Origin of the sequence: Hymenobacter sp. BRD128 (assembly GCF_013256625.1) — a bacterium.
Taxonomy (GTDB): Bacteria; Bacteroidota; Bacteroidia; order Cytophagales; family Hymenobacteraceae; genus Hymenobacter.
Genome location: NZ_CP053908.1, coordinates 3,197,799 through 3,222,743 on the forward strand (window position 1 = coordinate 3,197,799; position 24,945 = coordinate 3,222,743).

The following is a 24,945-nucleotide window of genomic DNA, read 5'->3' on the forward strand; positions in this document are numbered from 1 at the left end:
CTTCTTACGATAGGCGGGCCGCGTTGCGCCTGGTAAACCAATACAGCGCCACCAGAATGACGAATGCCACGCCCAGCAGCGTGAAGGCGTAGGCATTGGCCTGGGCGTAGTGCAGGCTCTGCACCTCGTCGTAGATGGCGATGGAGGCCACGCGGGTGCGGCCCGGCAGGCTGCCGCCTATCATCAGCACCACTCCGAATTCGCCCAGCGTGTGGGCAAAGGTGAGCACCATTCCATTCAATAGAGCCGGCCGTATATTGGGCAGCAGCACCCGCCACAGGGTGGTGAGGCGCGACTTGCCCAGCGTGTAGGCGGCCTCGCGCAGCGAGCGCGGCACCTGCCCAAATCCCGCCTGCAAGGGCTGCACCATAAACGGCAGGCTATACACCAGCGACCCTAGCAAAATACCGGGAAAGGTGAAATTTAAACTCACGCCCAGCTTCTCAATCAAAAACCGGCCGAGCGCGCTGCTGTCGCTGAAGGCCACCAGCAGGTAAAACCCGATAACGGTGGGCGGCAGCACCAGCGGCAGACTCACCACCGCCTCGGCCAGCGGCTTGAGGCGGCCGCGCCAGCTAGCCAGGGCGTAGGCCAGCGGTAGGCCCAGCAGCAGCAGCAGCGCCGTAGTGCAGGCAGCCAGGGCTAGCGTGAGGCGCAGGGTTTGCCAGTAGTCGGGGGCATTCGTATAAGTAAGGTTTACCTGTCATGCTTCGTAAGCAAAGCTCAGCATGACAGGCGTTTTTTGATGGCCGGTTTTACAGCCCAAACCCGTATTTTTTCAGCGCCTGCCGAGCCACCGGGCTAGCCATAAACGTGGCAAAAGTGCTAGCCGTAGCGTTGCCGCTGGCGCGTTTCAGCACCACGTAGCTTTGCTGCAAGGGCGTGTGCGCGGTGGTCGGAATAAGATAAAATTGCCCGGCCCGGCGCAGCTCGGGGCTCAGGGCCAGCGAGTAGGCAAGCAGGCCCACGTCGGCGGCGCCGGTGACAGCGTACTGGGCCGTTTGGCCGATGTTTTCGCCTAGCACCAGCTTGGGTTTTACTTGGTCGTAGAGCTTGTAGTGGCGCAATACTTCTTCGGCTTTGCGGCCGTAGGGGGCGTGGGCGGGGTTGGCAATGGCCACGCGCTTCACCTGCGGGTCGAGCAGCGTATTCAACCCTTTCGCGCTGGGGTTCAGCTTCTTGCTCCACAGTACGAGGCGGCCCAGGGCGTAGGGCACGGGCGCGCCGGCCGTGCGGCCCATCTGCTGCAAGCGCTGCGGATAGTCGCTGTCGGCCGAGAAAAATATATCGAACGGCGCATCGTGGCTAAGCTGCTCGTAGAACTTGCCCGATGAGCCATACACCACCGTCACTTTGCCTTGCGGGTGCTGGCGGTTGAAAATCGTGACCAGCGAATCGAGCACGTACTTGAGGTCGGCCGCCGCGGCGATGGTGATGGGGGCGGGCCCGGCCGGGGCTAGCCCGCCCGCCCGCGCAGGCAGGCAGCTGCTCAGCAGCAAAAGCGCAAAAAGGAAACGGAGCATGTAACAGGGCTAGCGGCAGGCAAACGCCACCGTTATATACCCAAAGATACAGCCCTGCCTAGCGCAAGGTTTTGCCCACGGAAAAGCCCGGCCGAATTACGACCGGGCTTTTACAGAGTTGGCAAGGCCGCCTCTACCAGCGCAAATTCACTGAAGCCAGGAAATGCTGGCGGGCCTGCGGGTAGTAGTAGCTGAAATACTGCGCCCGCCCGCCGCTGAGGTAGCCGTAGGTGTAGCCGTTGTTCACGTAGGTGGCGCCCAGCACGTTGTTGAGCACGGCGGCCAGCTCGATTTCGCGGAAGCCCAGCTTTGCGGGGTGCCAGAGGTAGCGGGCGCGCACATCCTGCACGTAATAGGCCGGGATGCTGCGGCTGGCGGTGGCCGTGTTGTCGAGGTACTGGCGACTGGCGTAGCGGGCCAGCGTGGCTAGCCGCAGACCGGGCAGCAGCTCGTATTCTACAGTATAGGCGAAGGTGAGGGCGGGGGAGAAGGAAATATCAGTTTGCTTGAACTCGGTGCCGCGCTCGCCGCCGTTGTCGTAGTCGGCGAGATAGTCGGTGTAGTTGTTGATTTTATTGCGGCTGATGGTGGCCGTAGGGCTGATAGTCAGCTTATTCCAGAGCACCGTGGTGGCCTGCAGCTCGATGCCGGTGCGGTAGGAATCGCGCACATTGGTGTGGATGGGGTTGCCCACGTCGTCGAGGTGGCCCGAAAGCACCAGCTGGTCGCGGTACAGCATCAGGTAGTAGTTGGCCGACCACTGAAACGGGCCCGTGGTGCGGCGCAGGCCCACTTCCACATTGTGCAGCTTTTCGGCCGTGGGGCGGCGGGCGGCGGGTGTATCAGTGTAGTCGGTGCGGGTGGGCTCGCGCTGGGCCAGCGCGTAGGAGGCGTAGGCCGCTAGCCCATCTTTCACCTGGTAGGTGAGGCCACCCTTGGGGTTTAGGAAATTGAAGTTGATAGTCTGCTGACTTTTGCCGCCGCCAGGGCTGCCGTCGGGCGCAAACAGCTCGTAGGCCACGTGCCGAAACTGCACGTCGCCGAAGGCGGCCAGCTTTTCGCTCAGCGCCACGGTGGCGCGCAGGTAGGTATTCACGTCGAGCTTATGGGCATTGGGCTCGGAGTAGTAGGGCGTGCCGGTTTCCGGAATATTGGTGCCGCGCTGCGCCCAGGTCAGCTCATCGTAGTGCTGGCCGCGGTAGCCCACCACGGCCCCGCCCAGGGTAGCTTCGGTGAGGAAGCCCCCGGCCGTGGGTCGCAATTGCAAAGCGTAGGTGGCGCCGTAGAGGTCGGTTTTGAGCCAGCGGCGCCGGATAACGTCGGTGGTCGTGAGCGTGTCGAAGCCGCCGCCCGCGCGCGGCTGGTACACCGGCCCACTGATGCCATACATTGCAAAATTCTGGTTGGCCTTGTACTCCTCGTAGTAGCCGCCGCCACGCGTCCAGAAGGGCGTCACGCTCAAGTTTAAGCTGGGGGCTAGCTGGCGCGAAATCAGGAATTGGTAATAATCCTGCTGGTAGTTGTCAGTCTGATTTTTATAGGCCGGCAGGTGCTGGCCGTAGTCGGTACCGGCCTCGTTGTAGCGGCGGTTTTTGGTTAATAAAGAATCCGCTAGCCCATACCACGCCTGGTAAGTGGTTTCGTAGCCCGTGATGACGAGCGCACGCAGCAGCGTCTTTTCATCCGAATAAGTGCCCGCCAAATACAGCGACTTGAGCCGCGACCAGCCCCGGTCGATGTAGCCCTCGCTCTGCACCCGCGAGGCGCGGGCATCGAGCGTGAAGTAGTTGTTGAGTAGGCCCGTACCGGCGGCCACGGTCGTTTTCCAGGTGCCAAACGAGCCGGCCGAGTTGTTAATTTCGGCATACGGCTTGGGCCGCAGGCCAAGCGTTTCCACGTTCAAGCTAGCCCCGAAGGCACCCGCGCCGTTGGTGCTGGGCCCGGCGCCGCGCTGCACCTGAATGCTTTGAATGGAGCTGGCTAGGTCGGGCAAATCGACGAAGAACACGCCGTGGCTTTCGGCCTCGTTCACCGGCACGCCGTTGAGCGTCACGTTGATGCGGGTGCCATCGGTGCCCCGGATGCGCAGGGCCGTGTAGCCTACCCCCGTACCCGCGTCCGAAGTCGTGACTACGCTCGGGGTCTGGTCGAGCAGGTAAGGCAAGTCCTGGCCGAAGTTGCGGGCTTGCAGTTGCTCGCGGCTCACGTTTTGGTAAGTGGTGGCGGTGCGCTCATTGGCGCGGGTAGCCGTGACTACGGCCTCGGGCGTGAGGTTGCGGGCCGTGCGTAAGGCTAGCGGAGCCAGTTGCTGGGCCTCGGGCTGGCCTTGCAAAAGCTGGCTAATAGATTCGAAGCCCACAAAGCGCACTTGCAGCGTGTGCGCGCCGGCCGGCACGGCGGGCAGCACAAAGCGCCCATTGGCATCAGTGACGGTGCCGATGGTGGGCCGGTCGGTGAGCACCACAGTGGCACCGGGCAGCGCGGCACCGGTAGCGGCATCGGTGAGCTGGCCAGCCACGGAGCCTTGCGCCCGCGCCGGGGCAGCCACCAGCGCCAGCAGCGCCGTGCCCGCGAGGAGTACAGTTTTCAACATAATAACGACAAAAAAGCAGCACGCGCCCGCCCGCCAGGGGTCGGCGGGCGGGCAAAATCGTTCGCGGATTGTTTGTTCCCTGCGCCGGCATTACCCGGTTCAGGTTCGATGGGTGTCATCTCAGCCAGCCCGGGTTTTCCCGGCCAGCACCCCTAAACAGGCCGCAAAGATACGCCCTGGCCCGGCGCGGCCGGGGGCACTTGTGTGGTTGGCTGGCTATCAGCTATCTTAGCAGAACACAGCAGCCCGCAACGCCAGCCCGGCGCTTTGCGTTGGGGGTAGGCAGCCTTCGGACCTTTTTTCGTGTAGTCGCTATCGGCCTTTCGTTATGCACCAGCTTCTTTGCGCCCTGTTTTTGCTGGCCGTATTCACCTTCTTTCTGGTGATGCCGAAGCGCCGGCACGTGCCGCCCCCTCCCCCGCCTTCCTCGGGCGGCGACGATGGCGGCGGCGAGCCCCACGACCCCGGCCTGCCCGACATCGACCTGCCGCCCGGTATCTCGCGCCCCATCAATGACTGGGAACCCGACTACAACCGCCGGCGGCCGGTGGAAGTGTGAGTACGCTTAGGGGCAGCTAGCCCCGCTGCTGACCGGCCTGGCCGAGTAGCTTTGCCGCGCTGGCGCTTAGTGGCCGGCCAAGGCCTATGCTCCTCCGTTACCCTCTTTTAGTAGTTCTACTACTGCCGATTGCTTCGGTCTTTGCACAACCCACGCCGCGCGTGGCCGTGAAGCCGCCCCTTACGCACGTCATCGTTTACCTCAACGGCACGGCGCTAGAGCACCGGGGCACCGTAACGCTGGCCGCTGGCCTCAACCGGTTGCTGGTGAGTGGCTTATCGCCTCGCGTCGATGCCGATGGCATGGAAGTACAGCTGGGCGAAGGCGCCGAGTTGCTCTCGATAGAAGACAACGACGAACAGCTAGCCCCCGCCGCGCCCCTCAACCCTACCGCCGTTGATAGCCTGGCCAAGGCCGAAACGGAGCGGCGCGCTACCGAAGGCGAGCTGGAAGGGCTGAAGCAGGAAAAAGCCTTTTTGCTGGCCAACCAAACGCTGCCCTCGGGCACGCAGGCCAACTGGAGCGCCGAGGTGCAGAAGGGCGCCACCCTGATGCGCACCCGCCTGCCCGCCATTCAGCAGGAAACCAACCGCCTGGAAAGCCGCCTGACCACGCTCAGAAGCCAGATTGGACTGTTGCAGCCGCGGGCTTCCGAAACCGGCGCCGGCGACCGGCAGGTGCTGGTGGTGCGGGCCGCCCGTGCCGGCACCATGCCGCTGACGCTACGCTATTTTCTGAACAACCGTAGTGCGTGGCGGCCTTCGCTCGATATCCGGGCCAATGCCAGCGGCCGCGAGGTGCGGTTTGTGACGCACGGGCAGCTTACCAACCGCACGGGCCTGGCCTGGCAGCAGGTAGCCGTGGTGCTGATGCGCTACGAAGTAGGCGATGTATCGCGCCCGCAGCTGGTGCCTTGGGAGCTAAACTATGGCAGCGGCCGTCAGAACGGCGAGGGCCGGGTCGACGAATTTGTGGTGAAAGGCACCGCCAAGGGCCGCCCCGCCGCCGTCACGCAGGGCTCGCGCTACGAGGTGCCCGAGCCCGTGACGCTAGCCCCCGGCCGCCGCCGCGAATTGACGTTGCCCGCCGTGCCGCTGCCTGCCCACCCCGAGTACCTGGCCGTACCCCGCGTGTCGGAGCAGGTGGTGCTGCAAACCAAAGTGAGCGGCTGGGAGGGCCTGCAACTGCCCGATGAGGCCCACGTGTACCACGACGGCGTGTACGTGGGCACCACCGACCTCGAAGACCGCGCCTTCAACGACTCGCTCGAAGTAGCGCTGGGCCACGACCCGCAGCTGGTGGTGGGCCGGGCCAAGCTCGAAGACTTCAGCGGCAACGTGCCGCTCAGCGACAAGCGCCGCGTGCGCCTCACCTACGAGCTAAACGTGCTGAATCGCCACGCCGAAACCGTGCGCCTGCGCCTGCTCGACGAGGTGCCCATCTCCGAAGAAAAGGAAATCAGCGTGAAGGTGCTCGAAGCCAGCGGTGCCCAACAAGACGAGCGCACCGGCAAGCTCACCTGGCTGCTCACGCTGCCCGCCGGCACCAGCCAGCGGCTGCGCTTCAGCTTCCAGGTCGATTATCCCAAGGATAAAGCGGTAGAAATCATCAACCACCGCGTGCGCATTTCCAACCCGAAGTTTCGCTAGCCCCGGCTACGCGCCTATCTCGATGGTATAGCTGGCGTCAAACATTTGGCTCGGCGCCAGGGTCAGAATGCCTTCCTTATCGCGCAGCTCCTGCGGCGCGCCCACGGGGCTAGCCACGCCTTGCCAGGGCTCGATGCACACGAAGGCCGCGCCGGGGCTTTTGGTCCAGAGCCCGAGGTAGGGAAAGCCGTTGAACTGCATGCGCACGAAAGGACCGGTGCGGTCGGTTTTTTGCAGGGTAATGCGGGTAAAGTCGAAGTGCTCGAACACGAGCGCATCGTCCTTGAATAGCTCGTAGCTGAGCGGCAGCGTAGCCGCATTGGTGAGCACGGGGGCGGTTTCGCCGCTGCGCAGGCCACCGCGCAAGAGTTGGCGCGCCAGGGTTACGGGGTGGTCGAAGTGAAAAGCATAATCCGAGAACTGCTCGCCCGCCTCCGGGCGCAGGGGGCAATTGAACGCCGGGTGCGCCCCGATGCTGAACAGCAACTCGTGGCCCGCGGCGGCGGGGTTGCGCACGTGCCAGCCCACGGTGAGCACGCTGCCCCGCAGCTCGTAGCGCACCCGCAACTCAAACTCAAATGGAAAAATAGCCCGGCTGGCGGGGCTAGCCATCAGCTGGAAGGTGAGGCTGGCGGCATCCTCCGCGATGAGCTGAAACTCCTGGTCGCGGGCGAAGCCGTGCTGCGGCAGCTTGTAGGCGCGGCCATCGTGCAGGTACGTATCGTCGGGCAGCTTGCCCACTAGCGGAAACAGCAGCGGCGCGTGGCGGGCCCACTGCGCGGGGTCGGCCGGCCAGAGGTATTCGCGGCCGCTGGCTAGGTCAACGAAGCTCGTGAGCTCGGCGCCGTGGGCGGCAATTTCGACGCGGGCGGTGGCGGAGGTGAGCGTAGGCATTTTTCGGGGAGCGATGAGTAGTGAGCATTGAGCGGTTCTTAAACGGCTAGCCGCGCATCTGTGGCTGCCAGGGCCTGCGCCAGCCGCTGGGCGGGCGGGCCACCGATTTCGGCAAATGGCCAGCCGCGCTGCCGCAATTCCTGCCGGTACAAGTTGTAAAAATGCCAGCGTTGCGCCGGGTTGGGGTGCTCGCGCAGCGGGTCGGGCGTCCAGGGCAGGTCGGGGGCCAGCAGCAGGGTGAGGGCGTAGCGCGGCTTGGCCAGCTCGGCCAGCACCCAGGCCGGACAGGTGCCAAACGCATTTTCGGCCCAGATTTTAATGACCAGCAAATCGGTATCGCAAAAGAGCAGGCCGGCCGCCTGGCCAGCCGCCGCGTCTTCGGCGGCGAGCTGGCCGCGGGCAATGGCTTCGAGGTCGGCCAGGGTGTAGCTAGCGCCGTTTGCTTCGAGGTACTGCCGGGCGTATTCGGGCACGAAGGTGGTGCCGTAGTGCGCCGCCAGCTGCGCGGCCAGCGTGCTCTTGCCCGCCGATTCGGGGCCGGTGAGGGAGATGCGGCGCACAGCCATCCCTTAGGCCGTTACCGGCTGGCGCCGCATATCACGCCGCCATTCCCAGTAGCCGTAGGCCGCTAGCCCCAGGTACAAAAAATAAAGCAAGCTGGTAGGATACAACTGCTTAGCCCACAAGATGGGCACGTAGATGGCATCGACTACAATCCAGAGCCACCAGTTTTCGAGGCGCTTGCGCATGAGCAAAAACTGCGCGGCGATGCTCGTGCCGGTGGTAAAGCTGTCCCAGTGCGGAAACGAGGAATCGGTGTGGTGGGCCAGGTAGTAGCCCGAGCCCAGCGTGTAGGCCAGGATAAAAGCAACAGCCAGCCCCCACTCGGCGGGCGTGACGTGCGTGACGGGCAGCTCGGCATCGCCCCGGCCGCCGTGGCGCCACTCGTACCAGCCGTAGGCGCTCAAGGCGATAAAAATTCCCTGCAAGCCGCTGTCCGAATACAGCCCCTGCCGGTAATAAATGACCACGTAGAGCAGGCAGCTGAAGATGGCCACCGGAAAATTGAGCAGCGACTCGCGGGCCGCCAGCCACACGCAGGCAAAGCCCGTGAGCACGGCCGCCCATTCGAGGGCCGTGGTGGCGCGCACGGCGGCCCAGGTGTCGGCGGGCAGGCTAGCGAGGGAAAAAAGCAACATAGAACAAAGGCCGAAAAGCCGCGCAAGGTAGCCCGCCAGGGTACTTTTGCGTCATGCTGCCCGACCTCACCCCCGCCGCCCTGCACGCCCGCCTCGCCGCCGGCGAAGACATTCAGCTCATCGACGTGCGCGAGGAAATGGAGTTTGACTACTGCCGCATCGCGGGCAGCGTGCTCATTCCGCTGGGCGAAATTCCGCGCCGCGCCGCCGAAATCCGTACTGAGGGGCCGGTAGTGCTCATCTGCCACCACGGCGTGCGCTCGGCGCAGGCGCTGGGCTACTTGCAGCACAGGTTAGGGCGCGAAAATTTGCTTAACTTGAGAGGCGGCATTGACGCGTGGAGCCTGCAAGTGGACCCTAGCGTGCCCGTGTACTGAGTGTAATTCTGGTTGCTCTTGCGCGCTTGCCAGGGCAGCGCCTGTCAGTTTTTCTATTCCTTTTCCCATGCCATCCCCTACCCTAGCCAGCCGCCTGGCCCTGCGCGAGCGCCCCGCCGGCCGGCCCCTGATGCATCAGGAGTGGGGCGACCTGCTGTTTATGCACTGGCCGGTGCCAGCCGAGCTTATTCAGGCGCAGCTGCCGGCGCGCCTGCAAGTCGATACGCACGAAGACGTGGCCTGGCTAGGGGTAGTGCCATTTCGGATGTGGGATGTGCGCAGCCGCGTGACGCCGCCCGTGCCCGGCGCCCGCGAGTTTTTGGAGCTGAATGTGCGTACCTACGTGCACCTCGACGGCGTGCCCGGCGTGTGGTTTTTTTCGCTCGATGCCAGCAATCCGCTGGCAGTGTGGGCCGCGCGCACGTTCTTTCACCTACCTTATTTTCGGGCCCACCTCAAGCTGGAACGCCCCGCGCCCGCGCGCCTGCACTACATCGGCCACCGCGTGCACAACGGCGCGCCCGAGGGCCACTTTGCCGCCACCTGGCAGCTGGGCGAAACGCTGCCGCCCAGCGAGCCCGACTCCCTGGCGTTTTTCCTCACCGAGCGCTACTGCCTGTATGCGGCCGGGGGCATGGGGCCGGGGCGCGGCGACAAGCTGTATCGGGGCCGCATTGCGCACCATGCCTGGCCCTTGCGCGCCGCCGAGCTATTGAGTTATAACTCCGATTTGGTAGAAGGCCACGGCCTGCCCACGCCCGTGGGCGAGCCCGTGCTGCACGCCGGCGGGCCGGTAAGTGTGGACCTGTGGCGCCTAGAGCGGGTGTAATTTTGGCGGGTGTCCGCCGCCTTCCGCCTTCCGTCCCTGCCCGATTTACCCGTTGTAGCCGCCCTGCCCGAGCTGCTGGCGGCGCTTTCAGCCAATGCGCGCGCCGTGCTCGAAGCGCCGCCCGGCGCCGGCAAAACTACCGTCGTGCCGCTGGTGCTGCTAGGCGCCGCGTGGCGCCCGGCTAGCCAGAAAATTCTGGTGCTCGAACCGCGCCAGCTGGCCGCCCGCGCCGCCGCCGCTCGCTTGGCCCAGCTGCTGGGCGAGCCCGTGGGCCGCACCGTGGGCTACCGCGTGCGCCTCGACAGCAACGTATCGGCCAGCACGCGCATCGAGGTTATTACCGAAGGCATCCTGACCCGGATGCTGCAAGACGACCCGGCGCTGGAAGACGTGGCTTGCCTCATCTTCGACGAATTTCACGAGCGCAGCCTCAACGCCGACCTGGGGCTAGCCCTGGCCCTCGACGCCCAGGCCGTGCTGCGGCCCGAGCTGCGCATTGTGCTGATGTCGGCCACCCTGGAGGCCCACCGGCTGGGGCAGTGGCTGCCCGCGCCGGTGGTGAGCAGCGCCGGCTTTTTATTTCCCATCGAAACGCACTACCTCGACCCGCGCCGGGCGGCTAGCCTGCCCAACAAGCCCAGTGAGCGGCTGGCCGAGCTGGTGCCCGGCCAGGTGCGCGAAGCCCTGGCTAGGCACACAGGCGACGTGCTCGTGTTTCTGCCCGGCGTGGCCGACTTGCAGCGCGTGGCCAGAAAGCTTGGCGACAGCCTACCCACCGACACCGACCTGCACCTGCTGCACGGCGAGCTGCCGCTCGACGCCCAGGACGACGCCCTGCGCCCCGCCCCGGCCGGCCGGCGCAAGGTGATTCTGGCCACCAGCATTGCCGAAACCAGCCTCACCATCGAGGGCGTGCGGGTGGTGGTTGACGGCGGCTTTGCGCGGGTGCCGCGCTTTGTGCCGCGCACCGGCTTCACCACCCTCGAAACCGTGCCCGTGGCCCGCGCCGCCGCCGACCAGCGCCGGGGCCGCGCCGGCCGCCTCGCGCCCGGCACCTGCTACCGCCTCTGGACCGAAGCCGAGCACCACCTGCTGCCCGCCCACCGCCCGCCCGAAATTCACACCGCCGACCTCAGCGGCCTTGTGCTGGAGCTGGCTCTCTGGGGCGCTCACGACCCGGCTAGCCTGCGCTGGCTCGATGCGCCGCCCGCCGCCGCCGTGGCCCAGGCGCGCGAGCTGCTGGTGCGGCTGGGCGCGGTGGCGGGCGGCTTTAATTTGGAAGCAGAAAACAAGAATGAGGAATCGCCGCTGGAGAATTCCTCACTCCTGCTTTCTGCTTCCAAATTAATCCCCACGCCCCACGGCCGCCAACTGGCCAAGCTGGGCCTGCCGCCGCGCCTGGGCCACCTCGTGGTGCGCGGCACCGAGCTGGGCCACGGCCCAGCCGCCGCCGCCCTGGCCGCCCTACTGGCCGAGCGCGACTTGCTGCGCTGGGCCACGCCCAATGACCCGCGCCCCCTGCCCCCCGACCTGCGCCTGCGCCTCGAAGCCCTGGCTAGTGGCCGGCCGCCGCTGGCCGGGCTAGCCCTGCATCAGGCCACGCGCCAACGCGTGCGCGACGTGGCCCGCCACCTGCAAAGCCGCCTGCCCAAAGCCGCCGCGTCCACCGGCCAGGGCTACGCGCTGGCCAATGCGCCCATCGGCCTGCTTACGGCGCTGGCCTACCCCGACCGGCTAGCCCAGCGCGAAGCGCCCGACCGCCTGCGCCTCATCACGGGCCAGCGCGTGAGCCTGCGCACGGAGGATGTGGACCCACGGGCCGAGTTTTTTGCGGTGGCTTACTTGGCGGGCACGGCCACTGCGCCCCGCGCCACTCTGGCCGCCCCCCTCGACCGGGAGGAGCTGGAAGCGGCCTTCGGCGAGCAAATCACCACCGTGGAGGAAGTGCGCTTCGACCCCGCTGCCCAGCGCGTAGTGGGCCGCCGCGTACGCCGCCTGGGGGCGTTGCTGCTGGAAGAAAAAACTATCGGCCAACCCAATGCCGAGCTGGTAGCCCAAGCCCTGCTAGCTTATTTGCAGGAGGCGGGGCTGGCCAAGCTTAATTGGACGGCTGGCGCCCGCCAGCTGCAGCAGCGGCTGGAGTTTGTGCGGCAGCACGTGGACGAAGCGGGTGCCGAAACCTGGCCAGCCTTCGATGACGACACGCTGCTGGCCGACTTGCCCGGGTGGCTGGGCCCGCACCTGAACGGCCTCAAAAGCCTCGACCAGGTGCAGCGCCTCGACCTGACGGAGCCCCTGCTGGCCCGCCTGCCCGGCGGCTGGGCCCAGCGCCAGGAGCTCGACCGGCTAGCCCCCGCCGCCCTCGAAGTGCCCAGCGGCTCGCTCATCACCCTCGACTACAGCGACCCCGCCGCGCCGGTGCTGGCGGTGAAGCTGCAGGAATTATTTGGCCTCACCCAGACGCCGACCGTGGCCGACGGCCGGGTGCCGCTGCTGCTGCACCTGCTGTCGCCCGGCGGCCGGCCGGCGCAAGTCACGCGCGACCTGCGCAGCTTCTGGGAGAAAGGTTATTTTGAGGTGCGGAAGGACTTAAAAGGCCGCTATCCGAAGCACCCGTGGCCCGATGAACCAATGAAGCACATTCCGACTAAACTCACCAAGAAGCGCCTTGGTGCGTCCTAGAATCTGCTTTGTCAGTACAAGAAGTTCATGCGTAGGCACAAAAAAAGTTGTGCTAGTACAAACATAAAGAGCGTTTCGGCAGTGCTGAGCGGTATTTACACGAAAAAATAGCAGTGCGCGACTGCATCCACCGGTTTTGCGTGGATAAGGGTGCTTACTGCCAAGCAGCGCGGGCTAGCCATTCTAAACGAGAGGTGCTAGCCAGAATCGCAGCATTTTCGCTTTCGCTTTTGGCCGCAAACAATTGGGCCCGTTTGGGCGTCTTAGGCCCATTGTTTTCCTCCTAATTTCTGATTTACCCATGACCAAACACTGGTTTATTACCGGCGTCAGCACCGGCTTTGGCAAGCACCTGGCCGAGCTGGCCCTCGCCAAAGGCGACAAGGTAGCCGCCACTTTTCGCCAGCCAGACCAAGCCGACGAGTTTACCCAAAAAGCGGGCGCCAACGGCCTTGGGCTGGTAGCCGACGTGGCCGATGAGGCGGCCGTTAAGCAAGCCGTGGCCGACGCCATTGCCCGGCTCGGCCACCTCGACGTGGTGGTGAATAACGCCGGCTACGGCTCGCTAGGCCCCATCGAGGAGGTGCCCGACGAAGAGGTGCAGCGGCAGTTCGACATCAACGTGTTTGGGCCATTGCGGGTGCTGCGCGCCGTGCTGCCGCACCTGCGCGAGCGCAAGAGCGGCCACATTCTCAACATCACGAGCATTGGCGGGCTGCGGGCTTTTCCGGGGGTGGGCATCTACAACGGCTCCAAATTCGCCCTCGAAGGCATCGGCGAGAGCCTAGCCGCGCAGGTAGGGCCGCTCGGCATTCACGTTACCAATGTGGAGCCCAGCGGCTTCCGCACCGACTGGGCCGGGCGCTCGGCCACGTATACCGAGCCGGCCATTGCCGACTACCGCCCCACGGCGGGCCAGAACCTGGCCAACATTCAGAAAGCCAGCGGCAACCAGCCCGGCGACCCCGAGCGCGCCGCCCAGGCCATGTTTGACCTCGTGCGCATGGAAAACCCGCCCGTGCACCTGCCGCTGGGCAAGGCCGCCGTGAAGGGCGCGCTCGATAAGTTTACGACCATCAAGGCCGAAATCGAGCAGTACGCCCACATCGGCAACGGGGCTGATTTCCCGGAATAGCCCGGCATACATTTGTCGATAAAGCCCGTCGTGTTGCGCCCCGCGTAGTACGACGGGCTTTATTTTGTGCAGAACCCTAGCCACCCGCGCGCTTATCTTCACCCCATGCCAACCAAGCCTGCCGCCAATGATTTTGAAGCCCAGAGCTGGCAGCACTTGCAAGACCTGCTGTTTCGCGAAACCTGGGATGCCCGGCTGGGGCGCTACCGCTCACCGTTTGTGTACCGGGGCATGCGCAGCTTTGGCTATACGCTCAGTACCAGCTTACAGCGGCTAGGGGGCAATTATCACCTCTTGGAGCACCACCTGCTGCGCAACTTCCGTAAGTATGCCCGCGATACCACTACCCCGCCCAGCGCCACCGTGTGGGACTGGCTGGCCCTGGCCCAGCACCATGGCCTGCCCACGCGCCTGCTCGACTGGACGTACTCGCCCTACGTGGCCCTGCATTTTGCCACCGACGACCTGACGGCCTACCACCAGGACGGCATTATTTGGGCCCTGAACTACGTGAAGGCCGCCGAGCATTTGCCGCCCATCCTGCGCGACGCGCTGGCCGGCGAAGGCTCCAATGTGTTCACCACCGAGCTGCTAGCCCCCACCCTGCCGAGCCTGCCCACGCTGTCCGGCTTGCAGGCCGAGCCCTTTGTGCTGTTTCTGGAGCCGCCCTCGCTCGATGCGCGCATCGTGCATCAGTACGCGCTGTTTTCGCTCATGAGCACGCCCGAGGCCATGCTGCACACCTGGCTCATGCAACACCCCGAATTGTACTTTCGCATTCGCCTGCCCGCTAGCCTCAAGTGGGAAGTGCGCGATAAACTGGACCAGGCCAACATCACCGAGCGCGTTCTAATGCCCGGGCTAGGCGGCCTCAGCCGCTGGCTGCACCGCCACTACTCGGCCGCCCAAGGCCGCCCGGCCACGGGCGAAAACGCTGAATTGCTCGGCTGATTTTAGCTGTTTAATAGGCTGATACCGCTATTCAGCGAGAATTGTCACGCACTGAGCGATTTTTATAAGGGACTTGCAGGCTGTCAATGTTAATTTTGTATTGTAAATGTTGCGCAACGGCTCGCTTTTTGCTGCCTACCGTTGCACAGCAGGCCTGGCCAGCGGAACCCCGTTCCGCGCTTTAGCCGCTAGTATCGCCCCGGCCCGGCCGGCGCACCGAGTTGGTTTTCTTGTGGAAAAGGAACCTGTTGGAAAGGCTCGTCCCGCGTGGGGCGAGTCTTTTTGTTTTTACGAAAGGCTCGCCCCACGCGGGCGAGCCATTAACTGGTTATCAATCTTTTAGCAAACAGCCGGGCTAACGACCATAACCATAGCCGTAGTGCCCCCGACCGTGGTCGTGGTCGTGGCCGCGGTAGCCCCGGCCCCGGTCGTACTCATGAATTACGCAGGAGCTAAGGGCAAGCGAGCTGAGCAGCAGCACCGGCAGGGCACGGAAAAGGAATTTCTTAAACATGAGTAATAAGTCGGTAGGGTGAGCAGAAGGGCTTAGCTTCTTACTCGTATGAACGAGGTGGCGGCTGGCCTAGTTGATACCTTGGTCGATGAAATACGGGCGTTGCTGGGCAAACGCGTCGTATATTTGTCTGGCAATAAGGTTTTCTGTTAAACCCCCTGTTGCTATGGCCGACCACGCCACCCCCAAAATCGCCTTCGAGGCCCTGACCTACGACGACGTCCTGCTGCTGCCCGCTTACTCGGAGGTGCTCCCCCGCGACTGCGACCCCGGCACCCAGCTCACCCCCAGCATCCGGCTGCACCTGCCCTTGCTATCGGCCGCTATGGATACCGTGACGGAAGCCGACATGGCCATTGCGCTGGCCCAGGCCGGCGGCCTCGGCATTGTGCACAAAAACATGAGCATCCACAAGCAAGCCGAGCAGGTGCGCCGCGTGAAGCGCTCGGAGTCGGCGCTTATTCAGGACCCATTTACGCTGCCCCCCACCGCTAGCCTGGCCGATGCCCGCAACTTGATGCGCAAGCACAACATTGGTGGCATTCCGGTAGTAGAGGCCGACCACCGCCTGGTGGGCATCCTCACGAGCCGCGACCTGCGCTTTGAGAAGGACTTTACCGCGCCCGTTACCACGGTAATGGTGCCGCTCGACCGCCTCGTGACGGCCCCCGCCGGCATCGACCAGCGCGCCGCCGAAGACATGCTGCAAGACCGCAAGGTGGACAAGCTGCCCCTGGTGGATGCCGACGGCCGCCTCACCGGCCTGATGACCTACAAGGACATTCGCAAGCGCCGCCGCTCGCCCCAGGCCAGCAAAGACAGCCAGGGCCGCCTGCGCGTGGGCGCCGCCGTAGGCGTTACGGCCGACCTGCTCCAGCGCGTGGCCGCCCTTGTGGAGGCCGGCGTCGACCTCATCAGCATCGACACGGCCCACGGCCACAGCCGGGGCGTGCTCGATGCCGTGCGCCTCATCAAAAAGGAGCACCCCAGTGTGGCCGTGATGGCTGGCAACGTGGCTACCGCCGCCGGCGCCCGCGCCCTGGCCGAGGCCGGCGCCGACGTAGTGAAAGTGGGCGTGGGCCCCGGCTCCATCTGCACCACGCGCATTATTGCCGGTATTGGGGTGCCGCAGCTGTCGGCGGTGCTGGAGGCCGCGCGCGGCGTCGAGGGCACCGGCGCTACTATCGTGGCCGATGGCGGCATCAAGTTTTCGGGTGATATCGTGAAGGCCCTAGCCGGTGGGGCGGCTGCCGTCATGGTCGGCTCGCTGCTGGCCGGCACCGAAGAGGCGCCCGGCGAGCTCATTATTTACGAAGGCCGCAAGTACAAGAGCTATCGTGGCATGGGCTCGGTCGAGGCGATGGAAGACGGCTCGAAGGACCGCTATTTTCAGGATGCCGAGGACGACGTGAAGAAACTCGTGCCCGAAGGCATTGTGGGCCGCGTGCCCTTCAAGGGCGGCGTGGGCGAGGTGCTGTACCAGATGGCGGGTGGCCTGCGCGCCGGCATGGGCTACGTGGGCGCGGCCAACCTGGCCGCCTTACAAGCCGCGCAGTTTGTGCGCATCACCGGGGCCGGCCTGCGCGAAAGCCACCCCCACGACGTGCAGATTACCCGCGAGGCGCCCAACTATTCGAGCCGCTAGCCGGCCACTGCGCAGGGCGTTCGCTCCGTGCTGCGCAGTGCCAGCATTTTTGCTTGTATTTCAAGCATTTATGGCTAAAGTTTACGCACCTAACCGGACCTGCCAGGCTCCGTCGTAGTTTTGCGCTTTGTCTTTTCTGGTCGGGTAATTGGGGCGTTAGGTATCGCGAGCCGCTCCGCTTTATTTTTACCGTTTATTCTATGCCCAAATTTAGCCGTTCGGTGTGGCTGATAGCAGTAGCTGCCGGGTGCTGGCTGCTGCTGCTGCTAGGCACCCTTAGCCAGGGCCGCGCTGTGCTGGGCCTGCCGGCCGACTGGCCGCGCTGGCTGCTTTTGCTGGCGCAGGGCGGCTTTGCGGCCAGCGTTTTTCTCTACGCCCGCTTCCAACCCAATCCGTTGGTGGGGCACAGTTTTTTGCCGGTGCTACGGCGCCTGTTCTGGCGCGGGTTCGTGCTCACGGCACTGCTGGTGAGCGTCCAAACGTTTGTGCAGCTGACTGATGCGCGCACGCTGCCGCTACCGGGCAATGCCACGGCGGCGGCGGCCTATACTATCAGCCTGGCGCTGTTTATCATCCTGCTGGCCCAAACGCTTTACGTCTGGCGCTCACTGGTCAGCTTCCGCGGTAGCCCCCGGCTCCAGCGCGAGTGGACGACTTTTGAGTTGCTACTGGGGGCCGCCCTGCTATTTCAGCTGTTTGTGTGGCAGACGCCGGATTTTTTGCGCGTGGCCGTTATCACCGGTCTAGGGTTGTTTGGGGTGTATCTGAGCGGGCATCAGCGGTGGGTAGCTTACTTGAGCCAGGGGCAGAAAATACAGGCCATTTTGTTGCAGCTAGGGGTGCTGGGCTTTCTGCTGCTGTTCTTGTTTTACCTGCGCGGGGCGCAGGCCGACCCCGTCCTGCTGGCCCCACCTACGCAGCAGGCCTTTCTGGTGCTGACTTCGTTTTTCGCGGTTTTCTACGCTGTGGCGGGCCTGGCTGTCACCTTATTCAACCTACCCATTGCCGATGTGTATGAGCAGCGGCGGGCCGAAATACTGAGCTTGCAGCAGCTTAGCCAGATTATTCAGCGTGGCCAGACGGCCCCCGAAATTTACCAGGCGCTCTTCACTTCGGCCGTGCAAACTATTCACGCCGACACGGCCTGGCTTGATACCCATCACCAGTCGGCCGACCTGGCTAGCCCGCCGCCCGTGCCGCTGCTGCACGAGCTGACGCCGGCCGACCTAGCGGCGCTGCAGCCCCAAGTATCCGCCCTGCTAGCTACTTCCCAGGCCGAAATCGTTGATAACGACCTCAACCGCTCCCAGCGTCTCACTGGCTTCAGCCAGCCCTACGGTTCGGTGGCAGTGCTGCCGCTACGCAGCGCCACGCACGATTATGGCGTGCTGGTGCTACTGAAGAAAGAACAGGCTGGCTTCGACCCCGAAGACCTGAGCATCCTGCACACGTTCACCACCCAAACGGTGCTGAGCCTCGAAAACCTCCAGCTCGCCCAGGAGGCCCGCATCAGCCAGAGCGCGCAGGATGAGCTACGCATCGCGGCGCTGGTGCAGGAGAGCCTTATTCCGAAGCATCTGCCTACCGATAACTGGTTTGAAATCAGCACCTACGCCCAGGCAGCCAAGGAAGTTGGGGGCGACTTCTACGACTTTCTGCACCTGCCGGGCCAGCGGCTGGCCGTGCTCATCGGCGACGTGTCGGGCAAGGGTGTGACGGCTGCCTTCCACACGGCCCAGATGAAGGGAATTTTTCACGCCCTGATGCAGCCCAACCCCCTAGCCAAGAAAGACCGCGACCGCTACCCCGACCCGCACCGCTTTATGGTGAAGGCCAACGAGGCCCTGACGCACTGCCTCGAGCGCTCGTCGTTTATCACTGCTGCCTTCTACTTAATTGACTACGAGGCCGGGGGCTTTAGCTTTGCCCGGGCGGGCCACTGCCATACGCTGTATTACCACTCTATTAAAGAAGAGGTCAGCTATTTCCGCAGCGAGGGCCTGGGCCTGGGCATTCTGCGCGATGGCAACTACGGCAAGCACGTCAAAAATCAATTCTGGGATTATAATCCCGGCGACGTGATGGTGGTTTACACCGATGGTATTCTGGAAGCCCGCAATGCCAGCGGCGATGAATACGGCGAGGAGCGCCTGGCCCGCATGCTAGGCGAGTCGTTTTACCAGTCGGCCGAGGAAATCAACCGCCACATCCGCCACGACGTGCAGGAGTTTAGCAAGGGCCTGCCCCTGCACGACGACCAGACGCTGCTCGTCATCAAGTTCAAAGCTGCCCAACCTCAAGGCTAGCCCCACCGTATGGGGCCTATTATGAAAGTAACCGCTCAACCTGCCGATACCACCCTTACGCTCTTCCTGGATGGCGAGCTAGACGCCTCCTCGGCCGTCGTGCTCGACACCGAGCTCAACAAGCCTGAGCTGCTCAATTACAAGAAAGTTCTCATCGATTGCCAGAAGCTTAGCTACATTTCCTCGGCTGGCCTGGGCGTATTCATTTCCCATTTGCAGCGCTTGCAGGATTCTAATGTAAAATTAGTTTTCTACAATATGCAGGAAAAGGTTTTTAACGTATTTGAAATTCTCGGCCTCGACTCGCTCATGACCATCGTGCCGACTGAGCAGGAAGCCCAAGCCGCCTAATTCAGTTATGAATTATAAGCTATGAGTTACGAAGTGGCCCAGCTAGCCTCAACCTGCCTGCACCGGCCAATTCATACTTCATAAGCTATAATTTATACTTTACCATCCATGCAAGACCGCATCCGCATTAGCTGCTCGCGCCAGAACCTTCAGCAGGTGCGCGACTTCGTGCGCGGTTTTTTGCTAAGTGCCAAGCGCAATGATTTGCTGGTCAATCAGGTGGTGCTGGCAGTGGATGAAGTGGTGGCCAATTTCATCATTCACGCCAATGGCGAGGATGCTACCCAATTCTTAGACCTGCTGCTGGTGCTGGCCGACCAACACCTCGACATTGAGATTGAGGACCACGGCAATACGCTCTTTTTACCCCCCGGCAAAGTGCCTAATCCCGACCTGCGGGCCTACATTCAGCAGGGGCGCAAGGGCGGCATGGGCATGGCCCTGGTGTCGCGCATTATGGACCAGGTAGAGTTTTTTGAGCGCAATTCGCACACCGTTTGCCACTTAAGCAAAACACTCATCTAGCGCTTTATTACGCTACCAGTTGCAGCGGGCGGACGGCAGGAAAGGCCGCCCGCCCGCTGTTTTTGGAGCCGGCCGCTGGGCTAGCCCGTCCGCCCGCCCTGGCCGGGCGGCCGCAAGCCGGGGTTTTATTCGTAAAATTGCACCAGCATTGTGCCTGAAGCGTTGCGCGTTGACTTTCCTAGCTAATCAGGCCGATTCCTTTCTTCGTCTATGCATTCCCGCCTTCCGTTGGCTGGTGCCGCTGCTGCCACGCTGCTCCAGCTGGCCGCCTGCCAAACCAGCAAGCCTACTACTGCCACCACTACCCCCGCTAGCCTGGCGCTGGGCACGCCGGTAGCCGCCGGCCCCGCCATCGAAACGCTCGGTACCTACCCGGTTTCGGCCCGCGAGTTTGCCTACGTTTATAAGAAAAACAACAGCACGGCGCCCGACTACGGCACCCGCGCCAGCGTGACGGACTACCTCACGCTCTATACCAATTTTCGGCTGAAAGTACTCGATGCCGAAAAGCACGGCCTCGATACTACTCAGGCCTTTCGGCGCGAGCTCGACGGCTACAAGCAGCAGCTGGCCCTGCCCTACCTCACCGAGAAGGGCGTGACCGACCAGCTCGTGCGCGAGGCCTACGACCGCATGGGCCAGGAGGTAAACGCCTCGCACATCCTGGTGCGCGTGGCGCCCGATGCAGCCCCGGCCGACACCCTAGCCGCTTACCAGAAAGTAGTGGCCCTGCGCCAGCGCGTGACGGGCGGCGAAGATTTTGGCACCGTAGCCCGCGCCACCAGCGAAGACCCTTCAGCCCGCGAAAACGCCGGCAAACTCGGCTACTTCACGGCCATGCAGATGGTGTACCCGTTTGAGACGGCCGCCTACCGCACGCCGGTGGGGCAGGTGAGTCAGCCCATTCGCACGCGCTTCGGCTACCATATTATTAAGGTAAATGACCGCCGCGCGGCACAAGGCGAAATCAAGGTAGCTCACCTGATGGTGCGCGTGACGCCCCAGGCGCCGCGTGCCGACTCGGTGGCCGCGCACAAGAAAATCGATGAGCTCTACGCTCGCCTGCGCAAGGGCGAGAACTGGAATAAGCTCGTGGCCCAGTTTTCGGAAGATGCCGGCTCGGCGCCCAACGGCGGCGAGCTGCCACCCTTCGGCACCGGCCGCATGATTCCGTCGTTTGAGGAAGTGGCGTTTAAGCTGCAAAAGCCCGGCGACATCTCGGCCCCGGTGCAAACGCCCTATGGCTGGCACATTATTAAGCTGATTGAGAAGCAGCCGCTGCCGCCCTTCGCCACGATGGAGCCCACGCTAAAAAGCAAGGTGGGCAAAGACTCGCGCTCGGAGCTCAACCGCGCGGCTTTCCTCAAGCGCATTCGCCAGGAAGACCAGTTCGTAGAGATTCCGGCCGCCAAGCAGCTGGCTTTTGCCCAGGCCGATTCGGCGCTGGTAAAGGGCCATTATAAGTTTGGCGGGGCCGCCACGATGCGCACGACCGGCACCAAGACCGGCGGGCCTAAAACGCTGAAAGCGGGCGGTGATAAACTACCGCTATTCACTATCAGTGGCAAGCCTTACTCGGTGGCAGACTTCTTGGCTTTTGTGCAGCAAAACCAGCGCCCGCGCCCCACGGCCACGCCGCAGTTTGCCATGCAGCAGCTCTACGACCAGTACGTGGACCAGAGCCTGACCGATTTCGAGAAGGCTAGCCTGCCCACCAAGTACGAAGATTACCGCATGCTGGTGCAGGAATACCGCGATGGCATCCTGCTCTTCCAGCTCATGGATGAAAAAGTATGGAGCAAGGCTATTGAGGACACGGCCGGCCTGCGCAAGTTTTTTATGGCCAACCAGGCCAACTACCAGTTTGGGCAGCGGGCGCGGGGTACGGTTATTTCGGCCGCCTCGCCGCAGCTGCTGGCCCGCGCCCAGCGCGAGCTACGGGCTAGCCGCTACCCGGTGGCCGGTAAAGCCGGCACGGCGCTCGTGCACTTCAAGCCCGGCACCGCCTCGCCCGCCAACAGTGGTGGGTCGGCGGTGCTCGATGACGTAGCCCGTCGCCTGAGCCAGGATACGGCCCTCACCGTGACGGTGGCCGGCCATATTCGCAAGGGGGAAAGCGCGGCGCTGGCCCGCCAGCGCACTACGGCCGCTATCGACTACCTGGCCAAGACCGGTAAAATTGAGCGCCGCCGACTGAGCGCTGGCCCCGCCAGCGCGGCTGTCACCGCTACTGGCGACACCCGCATCGCATTTTTCAGCAACTCGACCAGCGCGCTGGAGGCTAGCCTGAACCAGCAAAACCCGCTGGCCGTGCAGATTCAGCAGCGCACTTTTCAGAAGGGCGACAACAAAGTGATGGACGACTACCTCACCCGCCCCGCGGGCACCTACCAGGTGCAGCGCGATGGCCGCTACTACGCTATCTTGGTGAAACAGACCCTCGCGCCCGGCGCCAAGGCCCTGCGCGATGCCCGCGGCCAGGCTACCAGCGACTACCAGAACTACCTCGAAAAACAGTGGATTGCGCAATTGCGCCAGCAGTACCCCGTTAAGGTCAACGAGGACGAGGTGAGCAAGCTTGTGACTAAATAAGTGCCTGTATCCGACGGGTGGCCGAATTTTCTGCCCGCTACTCAACGTTATCGCCGCACCGGCGGCAACCTTTTGGCCCGCCGCGAGCCTCTTTATTCTATGCAACGTATCGCCCGGCGTTTATCCGCCCTTTCCCTCGTCGTTTTTGGGGCCTTGCTGGCGCTGCCGCAGGCTAGCCACGCCCAGCTCGGCATCAGCCGGCCAGTGGGCCAGCAGCTGCTCGACGGTATCGCCGTAAAGGTTGACAACCAGATTATTCTGCGCTCCGAAATTGAAGGCATCGTGGCGCAGGAGGCCGCCCGCGCCCAGGGCAAGCCCCTGCCGCCCGACCTGCGCTGCAAAATTGTGCAGAGCTTGGTGCTCAACAAGCTGATGATAGCCCGCGCCGAAGTGGACTCGGTAACCGTAACCGACGCGCAGGTGAACAGCGAGCTTGACCGCCGCATGAATTACTTCGTGCAGCAGGTGGGCTCGGAAAAGAAGCTGGAGGAAATGTACAACAAGCCGGTGCGCGTGCTCAAAGAAGACCTGCGCCCGCAGGTACACGACCAGCTGGTGCAGCAGAAAATGCAGGAGCAGATTTCGGGCAAGGTGGCCATCACGCCGCGCGAAGTGAAGGAATACTTCGACAGAGTGCCCAAAGACAGTATTCCGTACTTCTCGACCGAGGTCGAAGTGGGCCAGATTGTGATTCCGGCCCAGGTGAATGACGCCGCCAAACAGGCGGCCATTGCGCAGCTCAACGACCTGCGCGCCCGCGTGCTGGCCGGCGAAAGCTTCGAGGCCCTGGCCAAACAATACTCGCAGGACCCCGGCTCGGGGGCGCAGGGCGGCTACCTGGGCTTCTTCAAAAAGGGCGAGCTGGTGCCCGAATACGAGGCCGCCTCGCGCAAGCTGGAGCCCGGCCAGTTGTCGCCGGTGGTTGAGTCGCAGTTTGGCTTTCACCTTATTCAATTCATTGAGCGCAAAGGCGATTCATACTCGACGCGCCATATTTTGCTGAAGCCCGTGACGGGCACGGCCGACGCCAGCGTGGCCGCTACCAAGCTCACCCGCATCCGCAGCCAGATTTTGAAGGACAGCATTTCGTTCTCGAAGGCGGCCAAGGAATTCAGCACCGATAAGATGACGGCGGCCAACGGCGGCCTGCTCGCCAACCGCCAGGACGGCGGCTCGCGGCTGCCGCTCGACAAGCTCGACCCGGCCATCTTCTTCATCATCGATACGATGAAGGTGGGGCACATTACCCCGCCCCTGCCCTACCGCACCGACGATGGCAAGGAAGCTATGCGCATTCTCTACCTCAAGAGCAATACGCCGCCCCACCAGGCCAACCTGCTCGACGACTACCAGAAAATATCGCAGGCCGCGCTGAGCCAGAAGAAAAGCAAGGCGCTCGATGATTGGTACGAGAAAAACCGCGACACTGTGTACCTGGAAGTAGCCCCGGAATATGCCCAGTGCAAGGTGCTAGCCAGCAACGGGCAGTAAAACTCCTTAAAATAGAACGTCATGCTGAGCTTGCCGAAGCAGCTCGCTCGCGCCGCTAGGGTTTCTACTCCAACGATGCGGGCAAGCTGCTTCGGCAAGCTCAGCATGACGTTCTTTAGTGTGTTATCTATTGTATAATGGCTCAATTTCAAAACGATAAAGAGGCGGCCGACTCGCTGGCCCGCGCCTTTCAGCAGCTGCGGCAGGAAATCGGCAAAGTCATCGTGGGGCAGGAAGAAGTGGTGCGGCTGGTGCTCACGGCCGTGTTTGCCCAGGGCCACTGCCTACTGGTGGGCGTGCCGGGGCTAGCCAAGACGCTGCTCATCCAGACCATTGCCGACTCGCTCGACCTCTCGTTCAACCGCATCCAGTTTACGCCCGACTTGATGCCCTCCGACATCGTGGGCTCGGAGACGCTGACGCAGCAGCGCGAGTTTCAGTTTGTGAAGGGGCCGATTTTCGCCAATATTATTCTGGCCGACGAAATCAACCGCACGCCGCCCAAAACCCAGGCTGCCCTGCTCGAAAGCATGCAGGAATACGCCGTGACGGTGGCCGGGCAGCGTTACCCGCTGGCGCGGCCGTTTTTTGTGCTGGCCACCCAAAACCCCATCGAGCAGGAAGGCACCTACCCGCTGCCCGAGGCCCAGCTCGACCGTTTTATGTTCAACATCCAGCTAGGCTACCCGAGCTACGAGGAAGAGCTGAACATCGTCAAGAACACGACTTCTGACCGCAAGCCGGTGGTGAACAAGATTTTACACTCGGACGATATTCAGGCCTACCAAGCGCTGGTGCGCCGCGTGCCGGTGGCCGACAACGTGGTGGAATACGCCGTGAGCCTCGTGCACAAGACACGCCCCAACACCGCGCGCACCGCGCCGCGCGCCCAGCAATTGCTGGAATGGGGCGCCGGCCCGCGGGCTAGCCAGTACCTGATAGTGGCTGCCAAATGCAACGCCCTGCTCAGCGGCAAGTACTCGCCCGATATAGAAGACGTGCGCGCCGTAGCTTTGCCCATCCTGCGTCACCGCATCGTGCGCAACTTCAAGGCCGAGGCCGAAGGCACCACGGTGGAGCAGATTGTGAAAGACCTTCTTTGAGTTATGCAGAATGAGTTAGAAATGATG

General features: G+C 63.3%; 21 protein-coding genes and 1 riboswitch. Of the genes, 14 read left to right on the forward strand and 7 right to left on the reverse strand.

The annotated features are described in order from the left end of the window. Positions 1–4 precede the first annotated feature (4 nt). From modB to GKZ68_RS14120, 3 genes are all read right to left on the reverse strand, one after another. On the reverse strand, positions 5–658 hold the full coding sequence (gene modB, locus GKZ68_RS14110) for a molybdate ABC transporter permease subunit (protein WP_173118439.1): 654 nt from the start codon (positions 656–658) through the stop codon (positions 5–7). A gap of 97 nt (positions 659–755) precedes the next feature. Continuing rightward, positions 756–1,523: a molybdate ABC transporter substrate-binding protein gene (modA, locus tag GKZ68_RS14115; protein ID WP_173115875.1), complete on the reverse strand. Its 768-nt coding sequence runs from the start codon at positions 1,521–1,523 to the stop codon at positions 756–758. A gap of 133 nt (positions 1,524–1,656) precedes the next feature. Continuing rightward, positions 1,657–4,116: a TonB-dependent receptor gene (locus GKZ68_RS14120; protein WP_173115877.1), complete on the reverse strand. Its 2,460-nt coding sequence runs from the start codon at positions 4,114–4,116 to the stop codon at positions 1,657–1,659. Positions 4,117–4,173: 57 nt separating this feature from the next. Beyond that, positions 4,174–4,280, reverse strand: a riboswitch (TPP riboswitch). A gap of 164 nt (positions 4,281–4,444) precedes the next feature. On the opposite strand from GKZ68_RS14120, the gene GKZ68_RS14125 reads away from it, so the two are divergent. Both GKZ68_RS14125 and GKZ68_RS14130 read left to right on the forward strand, forming a co-directional pair. Beyond that, entirely contained in the window at positions 4,445–4,675 is a 231-nt protein-coding gene (locus GKZ68_RS14125; protein ID WP_173115879.1) for a hypothetical protein, read from the forward strand. An 86-nt stretch (positions 4,676–4,761) separates the two neighbouring features. After that, positions 4,762–6,324, forward strand: a complete 1,563-nt coding sequence (locus GKZ68_RS14130; RefSeq protein ID WP_173115881.1) for a DUF4139 domain-containing protein — start codon at positions 4,762–4,764, stop codon at positions 6,322–6,324. Between the two features lie 6 nt (positions 6,325–6,330). On the opposite strand, the gene GKZ68_RS14135 is transcribed toward GKZ68_RS14130, so the two are convergent. Genes GKZ68_RS14135 through pnuC form a run of 3 tightly spaced genes read right to left on the reverse strand, consistent with a single transcriptional unit; the run spans position 6,331 to position 8,417 of the window. Beyond that, on the reverse strand, positions 6,331–7,218 hold the full coding sequence (locus GKZ68_RS14135; protein WP_173115883.1) for an aldose 1-epimerase family protein: 888 nt from the start codon (positions 7,216–7,218) through the stop codon (positions 6,331–6,333). A 38-nt stretch (positions 7,219–7,256) separates the two neighbouring features. Beyond that, positions 7,257–7,778, reverse strand: a complete 522-nt coding sequence (locus GKZ68_RS14140; RefSeq protein WP_173115885.1) for an AAA family ATPase — start codon at positions 7,776–7,778, stop codon at positions 7,257–7,259. Positions 7,779–7,787: 9 nt separating this feature from the next. Beyond that, positions 7,788–8,417 (reverse strand): nicotinamide riboside transporter PnuC, encoded by a 630-nt coding sequence (pnuC, locus tag GKZ68_RS14145; protein WP_173115887.1) that lies wholly within the window; start codon positions 8,415–8,417, stop codon positions 7,788–7,790. Between the two features lie 53 nt (positions 8,418–8,470). Between pnuC and GKZ68_RS14150 the strand changes: the two genes are divergently transcribed. From GKZ68_RS14150 to GKZ68_RS14170, 5 genes are all read left to right on the forward strand, one after another. Further along, complete coding sequence (locus GKZ68_RS14150) at positions 8,471–8,794, forward strand: rhodanese-like domain-containing protein (RefSeq protein ID WP_173115889.1); 324 nt, start codon at positions 8,471–8,473, stop codon at positions 8,792–8,794. Positions 8,795–8,861: 67 nt separating this feature from the next. Next, complete coding sequence (locus GKZ68_RS14155) at positions 8,862–9,623, forward strand: YqjF family protein (protein ID WP_173115891.1); 762 nt, start codon at positions 8,862–8,864, stop codon at positions 9,621–9,623. A gap of 9 nt (positions 9,624–9,632) precedes the next feature. Continuing rightward, on the forward strand, positions 9,633–12,305 hold the full coding sequence (gene hrpB, locus GKZ68_RS14160) for an ATP-dependent helicase HrpB (RefSeq protein ID WP_254244010.1): 2,673 nt from the start codon (positions 9,633–9,635) through the stop codon (positions 12,303–12,305). 301 nt (positions 12,306–12,606) lie between these two features. Further along, on the forward strand, positions 12,607–13,440 hold the full coding sequence (locus GKZ68_RS14165; RefSeq protein ID WP_173115893.1) for an oxidoreductase: 834 nt from the start codon (positions 12,607–12,609) through the stop codon (positions 13,438–13,440). Positions 13,441–13,545: 105 nt separating this feature from the next. Beyond that, positions 13,546–14,391: an FRG domain-containing protein gene (locus GKZ68_RS14170; protein ID WP_173115895.1), complete on the forward strand. Its 846-nt coding sequence runs from the start codon at positions 13,546–13,548 to the stop codon at positions 14,389–14,391. A gap of 355 nt (positions 14,392–14,746) precedes the next feature. Here GKZ68_RS14170 and GKZ68_RS14175 read toward each other — a convergent pair whose 3' ends face one another. Then, positions 14,747–14,905, reverse strand: a complete 159-nt coding sequence (locus tag GKZ68_RS14175) for a hypothetical protein (RefSeq protein ID WP_173115898.1) — start codon at positions 14,903–14,905, stop codon at positions 14,747–14,749. A 166-nt stretch (positions 14,906–15,071) separates the two neighbouring features. Between GKZ68_RS14175 and guaB the strand changes: the two genes are divergently transcribed. The 7 genes from guaB (at position 15,072) to GKZ68_RS14210 (ending at position 24,918) form a co-directional block, all read left to right on the forward strand. Then, complete coding sequence (guaB, locus tag GKZ68_RS14180) at positions 15,072–16,550, forward strand: IMP dehydrogenase (RefSeq protein ID WP_173115900.1); 1,479 nt, start codon at positions 15,072–15,074, stop codon at positions 16,548–16,550. Between the two features lie 200 nt (positions 16,551–16,750). Continuing rightward, positions 16,751–18,856, forward strand: a complete 2,106-nt coding sequence (locus GKZ68_RS14185; RefSeq protein WP_173115902.1) for a PP2C family protein-serine/threonine phosphatase — start codon at positions 16,751–16,753, stop codon at positions 18,854–18,856. A 21-nt stretch (positions 18,857–18,877) separates the two neighbouring features. Then, positions 18,878–19,207: an STAS domain-containing protein gene (locus GKZ68_RS14190; RefSeq protein WP_173115904.1), complete on the forward strand. Its 330-nt coding sequence runs from the start codon at positions 18,878–18,880 to the stop codon at positions 19,205–19,207. Between the two features lie 108 nt (positions 19,208–19,315). Continuing rightward, entirely contained in the window at positions 19,316–19,732 is a 417-nt protein-coding gene (locus GKZ68_RS14195; protein ID WP_173115906.1) for an ATP-binding protein, read from the forward strand. A 210-nt stretch (positions 19,733–19,942) separates the two neighbouring features. Then, complete coding sequence (locus tag GKZ68_RS14200; protein WP_173115908.1) at positions 19,943–22,324, forward strand: peptidylprolyl isomerase; 2,382 nt, start codon at positions 19,943–19,945, stop codon at positions 22,322–22,324. A 99-nt stretch (positions 22,325–22,423) separates the two neighbouring features. Further along, positions 22,424–23,815 (forward strand): peptidylprolyl isomerase, encoded by a 1,392-nt coding sequence (locus GKZ68_RS14205; RefSeq protein WP_173115910.1) that lies wholly within the window; start codon positions 22,424–22,426, stop codon positions 23,813–23,815. Positions 23,816–23,952: 137 nt separating this feature from the next. Continuing rightward, positions 23,953–24,918 carry a MoxR family ATPase gene (locus GKZ68_RS14210; RefSeq protein ID WP_173115912.1) on the forward strand — a complete coding sequence of 322 codons (966 nt, stop codon included), beginning with the start codon at positions 23,953–23,955 and terminating at the stop codon, positions 24,916–24,918. Positions 24,919–24,945 lie beyond the last annotated feature (27 nt).